This window comes from Acinetobacter sp. 70_2 (genome assembly GCF_056736115.1).
The window spans coordinates 1,243,308-1,259,509 of the sequence record NZ_JBWZIP010000015.1; the positions used below are offsets into that span (position 1 = coordinate 1,243,308).

Genomic DNA, 16,202 nt, shown 5'->3' on the forward strand with positions numbered 1-16,202 from the left:
TAAGTTTGGTAATCGAGGATGAACTTATGAATATTTTACTCTATGTTGCGGTGGTGTTGATTTGGGGAACAACATGGATTGGAATTGCCGTTCAAAGCCATTATGCAACACCCGTTGTCGCGATTTTATGGCGTTTTGCCATTTCAGCCTTATTACTTTGGGTTGTTTTACTATTTTCAGGAAAATTACAGCGAATTGCTTTAAAAGATCACTTGTTTTGTATGCTGCAAGGCCTTTGTGTTTTCGGCCTAAACTTTATTTGTTTTTATACCGCCGTTAAATATGTAAATAGCGGTTTAGAGTCCGTTATTTTTTCGATGGCTGTTTTCTTTAATGCCATTAATGCGCTTATCTTTTTTAAGCAAAAACCTTCCCCAAACTTTGCTCCAGCTGCACTTTTAGGCCTAGGTGGTATTGTTTTACTATTTTGGCATGACCTCATTAATAGCCAATTTAATGCTCAGTTATTAATGGGTATTGGCTTATGTGCAATAGGCACTTACGGTTTTTCTTTAGGGAATATGATTAGTGTTAGACACCAAAAACGTGGCCTAAATATCTTTTCAACAAATTGTTATGCCATGACTTATGGTGCATTGGTAATGTTAAGTCTAGCTTTATTTACAGACCAAAATCTAATGCCTCCAATGAATTTCCCATTTTTAAGTTCGGTACTTTACTTGGCTGTATTTGGTACGGTTATTGGGTTCTCGGCTTATTTTTCCTTGGTTGGGCGAATTGGTGCAGCCAAAGCAGCCTATAGCACATTACTCTTCCCTTTAGTTGCTCTAACAGTTTCTACTTTCTTTGAGGGATATGAGTGGACTTTAAATGCTGTATTTGGAATTTTACTAATCTTACTTGGTAACTACTTAATGTTTAGTAAATTTGAAATTGGAAAGAAGTTATTTAATAGTCAAAAAAATTGTGAGAAGCAGGCTTAATAGCCTGCTTTTTTATAAATCATAATTTATCTCTAACAGCTCGTTTTTAGCATCAGCTCAAAATCTTTTAAAGCCGCAGCTGCCGTAGCTAAAGGGGCAGATGCTCCTCCACTAACTACAAATTCACCCATTTCTTGAGTTAACACCCGAATGCATTTATTAGAACCTTGCAGATGAGCAAAAGGATGATTTGCTGGAACTAATCTTAATTCAACACCTGTTTGAATTTGCTGATTTTCAATATGAATAAAACCGACCAGACGAGGAATTACATTTTCTTTTTTCCAACCACGAATATGTTCAGCCGTAACGTGACTGATTCCTTGTCTTGGAATATCTTGAATTTTTACATCAGCCCCAAAAACAGTATTTGCCAGTATGGTAATTTTTGCAGCGGTATCCCATCCATCTACATCGAAAGAACTGTCAGGCTCCGCAATACCTTTTGCTTGAGCTTTTTCAAGAGATTCTGCAAATGCACATTCATGTTGCAACATATTATTCAAAATAAAATTCGTGGTGCCTGTAAACACACCTTCTATTTCTAAAATTTGGCAGCCAGCTAAGTTATATTCAAACAAATCAACAGTTGGTAAGGCTGCAGCCGTCGCACCGCTAAAAAATAGTTTTTTCTTGTGTTGATGTGCCAAGTTAATTAATTTTTTGCCTTCTACGACTAACGCACCTTTAGATACTGCAATCGCATTCATGCTATGTGTTAAAGCATAATTTAAATAAAATAGGCCCTTTCCACCTGTCATATAGTCACTTGGGCCTGTCTCAATCATGACATCCGCCTGAACCTGTTCTAAAAACTTTTGCTCAGTTAAGCCTGCTTGATATTGTGTTTTATCTAACCACTTTGCAGCTTGTAAACCTTCTTGATCAATTAAACCTGATGATGAGTTACAGACACCCACTAAACGGGCATCAATTTGATATTTTTGTTTATAGTATGTCGATCGATTTAAAAGAAGCTCTGCAATTTGTTGCCCAATCCGTCCAAAACCACAAATTGCTACGTTAACTCGCTTCATATCGCTTTCTCAAAAATTTATATGATTTAAATCAAAAAGTTTCCATAGACAATTTCAATGCATCATCTCTGGAAACTTTATATTTATATAGATAAGTTAAAATACTATATCGCTCAGATATTTGTTAGATTAACAATCTTAATAACCATATAAATTGCGACAGCAAAAACCATTAAAGCAAAGACTTTTTGCACAATTGCAGAGGGAATAAAACGAATAGCTCGACGACCTAATAGCATGCCTGCTACACATGCAAGAGCAAACGCACTGGTAATGCCTACTGGATAGTGAAAACCCTCTGCAATATGCATCACAATACTCATTCCACTGATGAGAAAAATAATCATAAGTGAAGTTGCGACAATGCTATGCATGTCCAAATTTGTGACTTTTCTAAGCGCTGGCACAATTACAAAGCCGCCACCAACCCCTAGCATGCCAGTTAAAAGCCCAGCAATAATTCCGATACTGGCAAGAACGCTTCCCGTTTTAAAATTCCAGATAAAACGTCCCGTACTTGGGTTGACCTGACACGGCGGATTATGAAAGTCTGATACTCGGTTACTAATAAGTCGATAACCTACTGTAAACATGACCAAGCTAAACATTAACATGAGCCAGACAGGTGAAATCGCATTGGCTATTAAAATGCCGATATGTGCCATAGGAGCACCAATTAAGGCAATCCAAATAGCAGCACGATAACGAACAATCTTTTTAAATAAGCCTTCAATAGTTCCAATGAGTGTAGATAACGCAACTGCTAATAACCCAATCGGTGCAGCTTGAGCCACTGTCCAGCCTTGACTTGTCATAAGCGCGGGTACAGCAAGAATACCGCCACCAGCTCCTGTAAGACCAAGTAAAAAACCAATCACAATGCCTTCAACGACAAGTAATAACATATCAAAAGCCTAAAATTGCATATACATCATTTGCAGTAGACTGCTGTTTAATGAGTGAATAGATCTCATCTTCTTGCGAAGCTTTAGCCGCTTCTCAGGACAAAGCGTTGCTTTACTTATCCTCTTCCGCTCAAGCACAGCTTTCGCCTTGCGCTCGGGTAAAGCGTTGCTTTACTTATCCTCGCTCAGGTTTGACCATCCACTCGCGGCCTTTGAGCATGCCTTGCCAGTAAATCGGAGGTAAAATCTGCTCTTTAAGCAGCCATGCCAAACGAGATGGTTTTTGCCCATCAATCACCCATTTTGGAAAACTTGGAAGAAGCTTACCGCCGTAACCAAATTCAGCCAGAACGATTTTTCCACGCTCTACTGTAAGTGGACATGAGCCATAGCCGTTGTATTCACAAAAGTTTTGCTCACCGTTCAGTTGTGCTAGAACATTTACAGCAACGATCGGAGCTTGTGCACGTGCGGCAGCAGCAGTTTTGGCATTAGGTGCATTCATCACATCGCCTAAAGCAAAAATATTGGCATGCTGTGTGTGTTGTAGGGTTTGAGGATTAACACTTACCCAGCCTGCTTCATCAGTAAGAGTGCTTGCACGAATAAAGTCTGGGGCTTGTTGTGGTGGAACAACATGCAACATATCGAAATCAGTCTCGACCAATGCTGCATTTTCATCATTCACTACCTTAAACCATGCTTTTTTTGCAGGTCCATCTACTTTGACAAGTTGATGGTTAAAATGAAGTTCAGAGCCATATTTTTCGACATATTGCATTAGTGCAGGAACATATTCCTTCACACCAAATAAAACAGCGCCAGTGTTATAAAAATGAATAGAGATATCTTTAAGTTTGCCTTGCTTTAACCAGTAGTCAGCTGAAAGGTACATCGCTTTTTGAGGGGCACCGGCACATTTAATCGGCATAGGCGGCTGAGTAAAGATTGCCTTTCCACCGTTTAGCTGTTGCACTAATTCCCATGTATACGGCGCCAAGTCATAACGATAGTTAGACGTCACCCCATTTTTTCCTAAGGTTTCGACTAAACCTTCAATTCCATGCCAATTCAGTTTTAAACCGGGACAGACGACCAAAGCTTTATATTGAATGGGTTGGCATCCTTCCAAAATAATCTGATTATGCTCAGGGTCGAATCCGGCAACTGCTGCTTTCATCCATTTTACTTTTGCAGGAATTACACTTGCCATTGAGCGTGCAGTTACTTTAGGTTTAAAAATACCACCACCGACCATGGTCCAACCCGGTTGATAATAATGGGTGTCTGCTGGATCAATAATGACAATATCAATGTTAGGTTCACGACATAAAAGACTAGACGCAACAGAAATTCCAGCTGCTCCAGCACCAACAATCACAACGCTATAACAAGGAATTGTCGCTGGTTCATGATCACGTTTTAAAATACGTGGCACTAACCCTTTCAAGTTAAAACCAAGTTTGTTCCCTGCTTCGACTAATAAAGCCGCATCTTTCGGAGCAACTTCTGCTAAAGCCCATAAACTGATGGCACGCATACCAGAACGGCAATACGCTAAAACAGGTTTTTGGGCATTCTTATAAAGCTGCTTAAACTCGGTAACTTGTTGGTCGGTAATTTTGCCACTGCTAACAGGTTGATAAATTACCTTTAGGCCATGTCGCTGAGCTGCTTCTTCAATTTCAATCACATTGGGTTGGTCTGCACCTTCTCCATCTGGACGGTTACATATCAGTGTTTTTACTCCCTGATCTGCAATTTTTGCGATATCGTCGGCAGTAATCTGGTCAGCAACATAAAATTCTTGATTAACTCGTTTAAGTTCCATATCGCCACCTTATGATTGTGAAGTTGAACCACAGGCCTGATTGGCAGGTAGTGCTTTATCGATTTGTTTTGGATATGGCAGATTTAAATTATTCATCAATTTAATAAAATCTTCTCGTGAGCGATTCTGACCTAAACGTGAATTTTTTAAACGTTCATAACCAATCGTTGAAGACAAACGACCCTTATAATCGTGTCCCGGATACACAATAGTCTCGTCAGGTAGGCTGAAAAGTTGCTTATGAATACTGTCAAAAAGTGTCCCTGCATTACCTTGCTGGAAGTCAGTTCGACCGCATCCATCAATTAATAATGCATCACCAGTGAAAACCATGTTTTCAACCAAATAACTCGTACAAGCATTGGTATGACCTGGTGTATAGCGTGCTTCAATACTGAGATTGCCGACTTTAAGCATGCAACCATCTGTAATTAAAATATCTCCGCAATTTACATCTGAATTACGGTGTAAAACCGATTTGCAATGGAAACGTTCTCGAAGTAAATTTGCAGCGGTAATATGGTCTGCATGAACATGGGTATCTAAGGTATAGATGAGCGTAAATTGATGCTGCTCTAATTCTTTTGCATAAATCTCTATATCTGATGCGACTGGGTCAATTAAAACAGCCTCTCGTGTTTCTTCACACCCAAGCATGTATGTATAAGTCGAACTTTCCTGCTCAAAAAACTGCTTAAAGAACATGATTTATACCCCAATAATTTATTTCTTTCCTATATTTTGCAAATAAGGTGCCAATTATTTAAAATTAAATAATAAATATAAAAATCAAATATTTATAATAATTTTTAAAATTAAAGTTAGAAAATAAACTCAGCTTGATGTTCCTTTGAAACTCAAGTATGTTTCAATGAAACGATTGTGAAACATATGAAATGGCAAAGTTAAATTTTGAGTCAGAACAAGATTTTTTTATTTTATTTGAGCAATTAAAAGCTTTATTCCCAAATGCGAGTCTGTTTTTAGCGGACACAACGACTCAAGCAATTCACTATAAATTTAATACAGACGATATTTCTGTAGAGAGCATAGCAGCGCTTACTCAAGACCATCACAATCAATATCTTGAGATCAATACTCCTAAAATGAGAAAGCGATTCATCTATCAGGAAAATGATATTTACATTGCAGAGCATCGCATTATCGGGAAATTGCATATTCTACAGCCCGTTAGCATAGAGAATGATATTGCTGATCAAGTAGAGCTAACAGAACAATTACAAGACTTGGCTAAAGTTTTTAATAGCTGTTCGCCTGAAATGACCCGTATGTTTTCAATCATTCAAAGAGTGGCAATTACTGAGTTTCCAGTGCTTGTCCGAGGTGAATCTGGCAGTGGTAAAGAATTGGTAGCAAAAGCAATTCATGATTATAGCCAACGTAAAAATAAGATTTTTGTAGCGATTAACTGTGCAGCTTTAAATTCTAATATTTTAGAAAGTGAACTCTTTGGGCATGTGAAAGGTGCTTTTACAGGAGCAATTCGTGACCATAAAGGTGTGTTTGAACGTGCCGCAAGCGGAACTCTTTTCCTAGATGAAATTGCCGAGATTCCTTTAGAACTGCAAGCTAAATTATTACGGGTGTTAGAAACAGGTGAATTTACGCCTGTAGGTGGTGAAAAACCGATTCAAGCCAATGTCCGAATTATTACCGCAACACATAAAGCTTTACGCGAAGAGGCTAAGGCTGGGCGTTTCCGTCATGATTTACTCTACCGTTTGCGTGTCATTCCAATTTTTATACCACCACTCAGAGAGCGGAAAGTCGATATTCCACTGATTGTCGACCAGATTTTAAAAGAAAGCTCAACTCAACTCGACACAATGCCTCGTCATGTCAATCAAAAAGCCATGCAAATTTTATTGAATTATGACTGGCCTGGGAATGTTCGTGAACTTAAAAACACCCTGCTTTATGCTTTAACCATGGCAAATGGTAAGGATGAAATTGAAGTTGAGGACTTACCAAATGAGCTATTAAATGCAGAGGATTACGTTAAATTACCCGAGACAAATACAGAGCTTAGTCCAGAAAATGTACAAGCTGCTTTAGAAAAATATAACCATAACCTGAATATGGTCGCGAATATTTTTGGTATTAGCCGTACTACCCTTTGGCGCTATAGACAAAAGCATAAGCTTTAGTTAGGTATTTAACTCGTCTAAGGCGTATCATATTACACTTGGTTAGGTTCATTAGTTCAAAGGCTTTATATGATTGTTCGTGATAAAAGCAATGTATTTAAACTTTTATTTGCTTGGAAAGGAACAATTTTACCGAAGGTCTTGCCAGCACTGAGTTTTGTTGTACTTATTTCAGCCTGTGTGGTCTGGCTCTCTTATTATCATTGGATTCAAATCCCTACCGTACCCGCGATCGGATTTACAATATTTGGTGTGATTCTTTCGATTTGTACGGGTTTTCGAAATAATGCGTGTTATGACCGATGGTGGGAAGGCCGCAAACTTTGGGGTGCTTTAATTGCCAATGCCAGACATATCGTTAGAGATAGCCATGTTTTATCTAATGAACAACGTGAACATTTAATCCATCAGGTCTTAATTTTTAGTAATTTATTGCGTGATCGTTTACGTCAACAAACAGTCGAACCCACAAAATTTCTTGAACATGCTTATTTAAATAACTCTTCACTTAACTATTTAAATGAGCATATTAATGCACCGCAATTTGTACTCGAAAATATTCAAAAAGATTTAGTTAAAATACTAAAAGATGGCGAAATCAGTGACATTATCTATAGTACCTTAAATCGACATATTATTGAGCTAGGCAATATCCAAGCAGGTTGTGACCGGATTGCTGGAACACCTTTACCCTACTCATATTCAGTACTTTTACATCGTGCTGTTTATTGTTTTTGTTTCATCTTACCGTTTAGCCTTGAAGCTGCTTTAGGTATTTGGACACCGCTTATTGTGGGCTTAATCGCTTATATGTTTTTAGGTTTAGATGCCTTAAGTGCTCAAATTGAAGAACCTTTTGGTTTGCAAGAAAATGATTTACCGCTCGATTCAATTGTACGTTTAATTGAACGGGAGTCTTTAAGCTCTTTAGGACAACCATTACCCCCTATTATTGAAGCTCAAAACAACAACTTACTTTAATAAAAAAAGAGCGATGATTCGCTCTTTTTTTATAGGTTTAAGTGTCTATTTATGGATGTACGATAATCTTAACGGCTGACTCATTGTTATGAATTAAGGTTTCAAAACCTTGTGAAATCAAATCATCAAGTTGAATACGCTGCGTAATAAAAGGTTCCAGATTTATTTTACCTTCTTCAACCAGTTTGATCGTCTCCTGATGGTCATTTACATAGGCAATTGTACCTCGTACATCAAGCTCTTTCATTACCACACTGTGCACATTAATTGATGCTGGGTGACTCCAAATCGAAACAATAACAATAACGCCTGTCGGTTTTACTGCTGCAACCAAGGTATCTAACACCTTGTTAACGCTACTACATTCAAACGCGACATCAACGCCATTACCATTAGTAATTTTCATGACCGCAGAAACAACATCAACTTCTGACGGGTCTAAAATATAATCTGCGACTCCCGACTCTTTGGCTTTTTCTTTACGTTTGGCACTTAGTTCTGTAATGATGACCTTAAGCCCTTTTGCTTTTAAAATTGCCGAAAGCAATAAACCAATTGGGCCCGCACCACCAACCAGAGCAATATCACCTGCTTTAGCGCCACTACGTACAAAAGCATGATGACCAACGGATAAGGGTTCAATTAAGGCCGCTTGATCTAATGGAATTTTATTGGAAATTGGATGCACCCAACGGCGTTTAACCGCAATTTTCTCCGACAAACCACCGCCACGACCGCCTAAACCAATAAAGTTCATATTTTTGGAAAGATGATAATTATCGCCCGGTCCAGTCGGTACATCATCGGCCACAATATAAGGCTCTACCACCACATGCTGACCAATTTCAATGTCATCAACACCGTCACCTACAGCATAGACAACACCTGAAAACTCATGGCCCATGGTAATCGGTGCAGATTCACCTGAAATAGGATGTGGATGTCCACATGGTGGAATAAAAATTGGCCCTTCCATAAATTCGTGCAAATCTGTACCACATATTCCACACCAAGCTACCTTAATGCCTACAGTGCCGGGACTGACTTCTGGTTCAGGGATATCTTCAATACGAATATCGCCTCTGTCATAAAAACGCGCTGCTTTCATTATTATCTCCCTCAAATCAGGATGTTGTTTTAGCGATAGACTATTCCACCGTCCGTTAAAATGGATTGACCCGTAATATAGTCTGAATCTTCACTTGCCAGAAAAGCAACTAATGCAGCCACATCATCTGGTGTTTGGGCTCTACCTAAAGCAATGCCTTCTACATACTTTTTATAAGTTTCACCTATAGTAGCACCAGTAATTTCAGCAAAACGTTTATCAATTTCAACCCACATGTCTGTTCCGACAATTCCGGGGCAATATCCATTTACCGTAATACCATGACTGGCATATTCTTTTGCCGCAGCTTGCGTAAGTGCCCGTACTGCAAATTTGGTTGCCGAGTAAATACCGAGTAAAGCAAAACCATCATGGCCTGCAATTGAACAGGCATTAATGATTTTACCTTTATGTTGGCGTTGCTTAAATTTTGCAGCAGCCGCCTGAATACCCCACAGTACGCCACCAATATTGATATCGACTATTTTTTGAAATTCATCAGGTGTGATATCCGCAATCGCCTGAACCTGTGCAATTCCAGCATTATTAATCATGACATCAAACCCGCCAAGTGTCTGCTCAGCATGATTTATAGCGGCATACACTTGCTCTCGGTCACTTACGTCAGCAATAAATGTGCTCGCATTTACACCTAAAGCCTGAATTTCCTGCTGCACATCGTTCAGTCGATCTTGTTTCATATCCACTAATGCAATATGTGCCCCTTCTTGCGCCAAGCGCAGGGCAATCCCACGGCCAATGCCTTGAGCTGCCCCCGTCACTAAAACGACTTTATTTTTTAATCCCTTAACCATGTTCAACTCCTGTAAATGCAGAATTTCTACATATGAATCGCTCGTTGCATTGAAGCTAGAATGGATTCATGCATAGCTTCTGATAAGGTTGGATGCGGAAAAATCACTTGAGCTAAGCTTTCATCAGTTGCTTCTAGGTATTTGGCAATCGCAAAGCCTTGAATATGTTCAGTCACTTCATGGCCGACCATATGTGCACCAAGTAATTCACCCGTCTCTGCATGTATCACCGTTTTAACGAAACCTGACGCATCTCCAATTGCTAAAGCTTTACCATTTGCAGTTAAAGAAAACTTGCCAATTCGTATAGGTAGATTCTGAGCTTTTGCTGCATTTTCCGTTAAACCAATACTCGCCACTTGTGGATGCGTAAAAATACAACCCGGAATCTGGCTACGATCGAGTGAATGCACATTAGCTACACCAGCAATTTTCTCGACACATATCATGGCTTCATGGCTTGCTTTATGCGCAAGACATGGTGCTCCAGCAACATCCCCAATGGCATAAAGCCCTGCTACATTGGTTTTACAATAGTCATCAATTGCCACAAAACCTTGTGGATTGAGTTCTACACCTAAACGTTTTAGTCCTAACCCCGTGGTATTAGGCTGTACACCAATTGCCGAAAGGATACGGTCAAAAACAATCGTTTGAACGTCATTTGCTGTTTCAATCACACAGTGAACTTGCCCATTTTCAATTTGAATACTTTGAACGACAGCATCGGTTAAGACTTTCATTCCTTTTTGTTCAAATTGCTTTCTAACAAATTGAGCTACTTCCGCATCTTCAGTCGGTAAAATTTGCTTGGCTAAATCAATAAGCGTGACCTGACAACCCAAGTCTTGATAAAGGCTAGCAAACTCACTACCAATTGCACCTGAACCTACAACCAGTAAACTTTTCGGTAACTGCTCTGGAACCAGTGCTTCTTTGTAGCTCCAGACATACGTTCCATCGACAGGAAGTTGAGGAATATGTCGGGCTTTAGCACCGGTTGCCAAAATAATATGTGGGGCGCTCAAAGCCTGACTTTTACCTTGAGCATCGGTCACTTCAAGTTTTTCTTTAGCTGTAAGTTGAGCACGACCATTAAACACAGTCACTTGATTCTTTTTCAGCAAGTAATCAATGCCCTGTACCAACTGTGCTGAAACTTGTCGGCTATGTTGCACAAGCTTTTGAATATCAAAATCGAGTTGAGATACCTGAAAACCAAACTGTGCTGCATTTTTAAATTGAGTTGCCAACTCTGCGCCAGCCAATAGAGCTTTGGTTGGAATACAGCCCCAATTCAGGCATATTCCGCCCAAATGCTGCTCTTCTACAATTGCGGTTTTTAACCCGAGCTGGGCTGCACGAATTGCAGCCACATATCCGCCCGGTCCCGCGCCAATCACAATTAAATCAAATTGAGCTTCTGACATGCGGGTTCTCCTACACCAAAATTAAAGCTGGGTTTTCAACAAACTGCTTAAAGCTGGCCAAGAACTTTGCACCTACAGCACCGTCAATGACTCGGTGATCACATGACAATGTTGCTGTGACAATCTCACGAACCACAACATTTCCATTTTCAACGACAGCACGTGGTTCTGAAGCACCCAATGCCATAATTGCACCTTGTGGCGGGTTAATGATGGCATCGAACTGTTTAACGCCTAGCATTCCTAAATTTGAAATGCTAAAGCTGCCTCCCTGAAATTCATCAGGTTGTAACTTGCCAGTCTTGGCACGCGTTGCCAAATCACGCATGTCATCGGAAATCTGTGCTAAAGACTTCTGATTAGCGGCTTTCACGATTGGTGTGATTAAACCGTTTGGAATCGCTACGGCCACCGAAATATCTGCTTGAGAGAACTGTAAAATTGATTGAGTCGCCTCATCAAATTGAACGTTTACCTCAGGTACTTTAATCAGTGCAGCAGCTGCTGCTTTAATGAGCATGTCATTAATAGAAAGTTTCACCTGTGGAACACTTTCATTAATCTGCTTACGTAAATTTTGAAGTGCTTCCACGTTTAGATCGACTACAAGACGGAAATGTGGCGCATTACGTTTTGCCGCTTGCAAGCGTGAGGCAATCGCTTTACGCATACCATTCATCGCGACTGTGATGATTGTCGATTGTGGTTGAGCAACAACACACTGAGTAGACTGTTCACTTCCCACCGTTGGGTTATTACGGTTGTAAACCGCTTCAACATCTTCTTTGCAAACGCGGCCTCTGGTACCTGAAACACGGCAATCATTGAGATTAATACCCCATTGTTTTGCTAAACGGCGTGCTACAGGTGTCGCGGAAACTCGACTATCATCAGCCGTAGATTTAACTACTTTAGCCTGGGTTTGCTGCTTAACATCAGGCCACTGACCTCCAGCAGCTTGCACAGCCTTTTGGATGTCTTGAACACTAATACGCCCTTCACGACCAGAACCCGTCACTTTTGCCAAATTAACATTATGTTTTTCAGCAAGTTTCAAGGCATGTGGAGTTGCAAAAAGCTCATTAGATGTTTGATAGCCTTGTAATGACTCTGGTACAGCATAGTCATCTTTAGCTGATTTTACAGGAGCTGAAGTACTTGTTGCGACAGTCTTTGGTTGTTCCGCTTTTTCAACAACAGCAGGTGCAGATGTTTCCGATTTACTTTGTTCTGAAGATGTTTCAGGTGCTTTAGCTGCTGAACCACCTAATGATGCAATAAACTTCTCAATTTCTGCATCAGAAACTTGACTTTCAGCACACACAGCAATAAGACCGCCTACAGGTAAAGTATCACCGTCTTTTGCTAAGATTTTACGCAGTGTTCCCGCAAAAGGTGCTTCTAATACATTGACGATTTTCGTGGTTTCAATTTCACAAATTTCATCGCCCTTATTAAAGCTATCGCCTTCTTTAATCAACCATTGAGCAATCGTGCCTTCTTCCATGGATAATCCCCATTTCGGGATCTCCAGCGTTTTAATTTCGCTCATCCTAAGCCTCCAATGTTTTTCGCACAGCTTGCTCAATACGCTCTACACTTGGAATCCATTCTTTTTCTAAAACTGGTGAGAATGGAACAGGTGTATGTGGTGGCGTTACGAGTTCAACAGGTGCTTTTAAATAATGGAAACCTTTCTGTGCAACCAATGCAGCAACATCATGACCGAAACCACAGCGTGCCGCTGACTCATCCACAATCACAACACGCCCAGTTGATGCCACAGACTCTAAAATTCCTTCTTCATCAAGAGGAGAAATTGTTCGAGGGTCTACAACTTCAACCGAAATACCATCTTTTGCTAGCTTATCTGCTACTTCATTAGCGCGGTGTACCATCAAACCTAAAGCAATAATGGTCACGTCTGTACCTTCACGGGTGTAATTTGCTACCCCAAAAGGAATGGTATAGGCTTCATCAGGAACATCTCCTTTAATGTCATAGAGCATTTTGTGCTCACAGAACACGACAGGATCGTCATCTCGAATTGCTTGAATTAAAAGTCCTTTCACGTCGTATGGACTTGATGGAACTACAACTTTTAAGCCTGGAACCGCGGCAAATACGTTATAGGGTGACTGAGAGTGCTGAGCTGCTGCAGAAAAACCTGCACCAATCATACCTCGCACCACCATTGGCGCTTTTGCTTTTCCACCAAACATGTAACGGAATTTAGCGGCTTGGTTATAGAGCATGTCATGACACACGCCATAAAAATCCATAAACATTAGATCGGCAACAGGGCGTAAACCAGTTGCAGCAGCACCAGCCGCCATACCAATAATTGCAGATTCGGTGATTGGCGTATCAATGACACGTTCCGAACCAAATTCTGTCCACAAACCTTTAGTTACACCCAGCACACCACCGAAACCTTCAAGCTGGTTATCTTCGGTATTTTTACCGCCATGTCCACCGCGCACATCTTCCCCAACAACAAAAACAGTTGGGTCACGGCGCATTTCTGATTCAATGGCTTCTTTAATTGCATTACGAAAACTTTTATTTGGCATCTTTACTATTCCTTTAGTAAGAGACATAGACGTCGGTAAGGAGTTGTTCTGGTTTTGGATATGCCGCAGCACGAGCTTTAGCAACTGCATCATCAACGTTTGCCTTAGACACTGCATCAATCTCGTCTAATTTAGCTTCATCAATTTTGCCTTTAACTTTTTCTCGGAAAATTTTCAAAGGGTCTTTATTTTCTTTAACGAAATCGACTTCCTCTTTTGAGCGAATGAGCCCTGGATCACCTTCAAAATGTCCATAAAAACGGTTAGTAATCGTTTCAATAACACTTGGCCCATCACCACGGCGTGCACGTTCAATGGCAGTTTGAGCCGCTTCATATACAGCAAAGAAATCAGTACCATCGACTTTAACTGCTGGCAAACCAAAACCTGCCGCACGCCCTGCAATGTCTTTACTTCCTACCGCGTAGTCATGACCTGTACCCTCACCAAACCCATTATTCTCAAAGACAAAAATCACAGGAAGTTTAAGTACGACAGCCATGTTCATCGCTTCAAAGGTAAGGCCCTGATTTGAACCACCATCACCTGTAAAAGAAAGCCCCACACCGCCTGTCTTTAATGTTTTAGCTGTTAGCGCAGCACCAATTGCCAAAGGAGGTCCACCACCCACAATCCCGTTGGCGCCAAGCATGCCTTTGTCTAAATCGGCAATATGCATAGAGCCGCCTTTTCCTCGGCACAGCCCATCATCTTTACCGAAAATTTCCAGCATCATACCGTGAATATCACAGCCTTTTGCAATACAGTGTCCATGGCCACGATGGGTTGAAGTGATATAGTCTTTATCTGTTAAATTCTCACAAATACCGACTGCTACAGCCTCTTCACCACTATATAAGTGAATAAAGCCGGGAATATCACCATTGGTATTTTCTTCGTGAAGTCGATCTTCAAATTCACGAATATCACGCATGCTTTTATATGCTGCGAGTAATTGCTCTTCCGTTAATTGCATATCCTTTTCCTTTATTATCTTGATTTTAAAAATCAACCAAGTTTCAAGCGAAAATGCTAATTCGCTATAAATACTTAAACTCAAATTCAATAATTGATCTATTAGACTAAAAAGTTTTTATTTAAAATATTTCCAATTAAATTATTAATTTCAAAAACTTAACAACTCAAAATAAATTTAAAAAAATTTTATAATTTTCATTAGCTTGCAAAACAAACCTTTAACCAACCTTTGTTATTTTATAATACTCGCCACACCCTGTGTTTATAATTAATTGTGACTTATTAAGGAAATTTAAATTAGTCTTTAAATTAAATAGGCAGGAGTTTAAGTAAGTTTTAAATAAAATGGAATTATTAATATGGATTTTAAAAGACAAGTGGAAACTGGTATTAAATTACGGGGAGCTGATAAAGTCGCCCGTATTCCAATTAAGGTTTTACCAACAGAAGAGTTGCCAACTAAACCTGAGTGGATTAGAGCAAAAATTAAAGATTTTGAAGAAATTAAACGTATAAAAAACCTTTTACGCCAGCAAAAATTACATAGCGTTTGCGAAGAAGCGGCATGCCCAAATTTACCGGAATGCTTTGGTGGCGGTACAGCAACGTTTATGATTATGGGTGATATCTGCACCAGACGTTGCCCTTTTTGTGATGTCGCTCATGGTCGTCCAAAACCCCTAGACGAAGATGAACCTAAACATTTGGCCGAAACAGTAGCAAACTTAAACTTAAAATATGTAGTGATTACCTCTGTAGACCGTGATGATCTACACGACGGCGGCGCTGCACATTTTGTAAAGTGCATTGAAGAGATCAGAAAACGCTGTCCAGAAACTTTGATTGAAATTTTGGTACCCGACTTTCGTGGCCGTTTAGAGACAGCTCTTTCGACTTTAAGCTTATCACCACCCGACGTGTTTAATCATAATATTGAGACAGTGCCGCGTTTATATAAAGCGATGCGCCCCGGTTCGGACTATCAGCATTCGTTAAATTTATTAAAACGTTTTAAAAAATACTGTCCAGATATTAAAACTAAATGCGGCCTAATGGTAGGGTTAGGAGAAATTGAAGCTGAGGTTATTGCTCTACTCAACGATTTAAAAGATCACGATGTAGATTTAGTAACTATTGGACAATATTTACAGCCCTCTAAATCACATGCCCCTATTCACCGGTTTGTGAACTTACAAGAATTTGAAAGATACACACAGCATGGCATGCGTTTAGGCTTTAAAAATATCTGGAGTGCACCAATGGTCCGTTCTAGCTATTTTGCCGATCGGCAATATTTCGGTGAACCTGCACCAAAGCCATTTTCAAGAGAGGATGTTTTGTCATAGGGCGAGGCGAAATAACAAAACTTACCCAATAGGATAATAGTCAAACCGTTTAAAATTATTTAAGGTAAATGAAATAACGAGGAAAT

General features: G+C 39.9%; 14 protein-coding genes. 4 read left to right on the forward strand and 10 right to left on the reverse strand.

Annotated features, from left to right (window positions below; translation table 11 throughout):
* Positions 1–26: 26 nt before the first annotated feature.
* Positions 27–944, forward strand: a complete 918-nt coding sequence (locus AC1PJ9_RS14915; RefSeq protein WP_311087717.1) for a DMT family transporter — start codon at positions 27–29, stop codon at positions 942–944.
* Between the two features lie 32 nt (positions 945–976).
* Here AC1PJ9_RS14915 and AC1PJ9_RS14920 read toward each other — a convergent pair whose 3' ends face one another.
* The 4 genes from AC1PJ9_RS14920 to AC1PJ9_RS14935 form a co-directional block, all read right to left on the reverse strand.
* On the reverse strand, positions 977–1,981 hold the full coding sequence (locus AC1PJ9_RS14920; RefSeq protein ID WP_311087718.1) for a homoserine dehydrogenase: 1,005 nt from the start codon (positions 1,979–1,981) through the stop codon (positions 977–979).
* A 113-nt stretch (positions 1,982–2,094) separates the two neighbouring features.
* Entirely contained in the window at positions 2,095–2,886 is a 792-nt protein-coding gene (locus AC1PJ9_RS14925) for a sulfite exporter TauE/SafE family protein (protein ID WP_311087719.1), read from the reverse strand.
* A 175-nt stretch (positions 2,887–3,061) separates the two neighbouring features.
* Entirely contained in the window at positions 3,062–4,717 is a 1,656-nt protein-coding gene (locus AC1PJ9_RS14930; protein ID WP_409070589.1) for a bifunctional protein tyrosine phosphatase family protein/NAD(P)/FAD-dependent oxidoreductase, read from the reverse strand.
* Positions 4,718–4,726: 9 nt separating this feature from the next.
* The gene (locus AC1PJ9_RS14935; protein ID WP_151768264.1) at positions 4,727–5,422 is read right to left on the reverse strand and encodes an MBL fold metallo-hydrolase; all 696 of its coding nucleotides are present in this window, start codon (positions 5,420–5,422) and stop codon (positions 4,727–4,729) included.
* Positions 5,423–5,613: 191 nt separating this feature from the next.
* Between AC1PJ9_RS14935 and AC1PJ9_RS14940 the strand changes: the two genes are divergently transcribed.
* Both AC1PJ9_RS14940 and AC1PJ9_RS14945 read left to right on the forward strand, forming a co-directional pair.
* A complete protein-coding gene (locus tag AC1PJ9_RS14940) occupies positions 5,614–6,885 on the forward strand; it encodes a sigma-54 interaction domain-containing protein (protein WP_151827893.1) in 1,272 nt (423 codons plus the stop codon).
* 69 nt (positions 6,886–6,954) lie between these two features.
* A complete protein-coding gene (locus AC1PJ9_RS14945; RefSeq protein ID WP_005305012.1) occupies positions 6,955–7,866 on the forward strand; it encodes a bestrophin family protein in 912 nt (303 codons plus the stop codon).
* Positions 7,867–7,915: 49 nt separating this feature from the next.
* Here AC1PJ9_RS14945 and AC1PJ9_RS14950 read toward each other — a convergent pair whose 3' ends face one another.
* From AC1PJ9_RS14950 to AC1PJ9_RS14975, 6 genes are read right to left on the reverse strand one after another with little or no spacing between them, the layout of a single operon-like run.
* Positions 7,916–8,974, reverse strand: coding sequence for a 2,3-butanediol dehydrogenase (locus tag AC1PJ9_RS14950; RefSeq protein ID WP_311087720.1), 1,059 nt, complete (start codon positions 8,972–8,974; stop codon positions 7,916–7,918).
* A gap of 29 nt (positions 8,975–9,003) precedes the next feature.
* A complete protein-coding gene (locus AC1PJ9_RS14955; RefSeq protein ID WP_151683057.1) occupies positions 9,004–9,789 on the reverse strand; it encodes an acetoin reductase in 786 nt (261 codons plus the stop codon).
* Between the two features lie 26 nt (positions 9,790–9,815).
* The gene (gene lpdA, locus AC1PJ9_RS14960) at positions 9,816–11,219 is read right to left on the reverse strand and encodes a dihydrolipoyl dehydrogenase (RefSeq protein ID WP_311087721.1); all 1,404 of its coding nucleotides are present in this window, start codon (positions 11,217–11,219) and stop codon (positions 9,816–9,818) included.
* A 10-nt stretch (positions 11,220–11,229) separates the two neighbouring features.
* The gene (locus AC1PJ9_RS14965; RefSeq protein WP_198078563.1) at positions 11,230–12,771 is read right to left on the reverse strand and encodes a 2-oxo acid dehydrogenase subunit E2; all 1,542 of its coding nucleotides are present in this window, start codon (positions 12,769–12,771) and stop codon (positions 11,230–11,232) included.
* A 1-nt stretch (position 12,772) separates the two neighbouring features.
* Positions 12,773–13,792, reverse strand: a complete 1,020-nt coding sequence (locus AC1PJ9_RS14970) for an alpha-ketoacid dehydrogenase subunit beta (protein WP_005047350.1) — start codon at positions 13,790–13,792, stop codon at positions 12,773–12,775.
* Positions 13,793–13,805: 13 nt separating this feature from the next.
* Positions 13,806–14,768: a thiamine pyrophosphate-dependent dehydrogenase E1 component subunit alpha gene (locus tag AC1PJ9_RS14975; RefSeq protein WP_311087722.1), complete on the reverse strand. Its 963-nt coding sequence runs from the start codon at positions 14,766–14,768 to the stop codon at positions 13,806–13,808.
* A 361-nt stretch (positions 14,769–15,129) separates the two neighbouring features.
* Between AC1PJ9_RS14975 and lipA the strand changes: the two genes are divergently transcribed.
* The gene (lipA, locus tag AC1PJ9_RS14980; protein ID WP_311087723.1) at positions 15,130–16,116 is read left to right on the forward strand and encodes a lipoyl synthase; all 987 of its coding nucleotides are present in this window, start codon (positions 15,130–15,132) and stop codon (positions 16,114–16,116) included.
* The last annotated feature ends 86 nt before the right edge of the window (positions 16,117–16,202 follow it).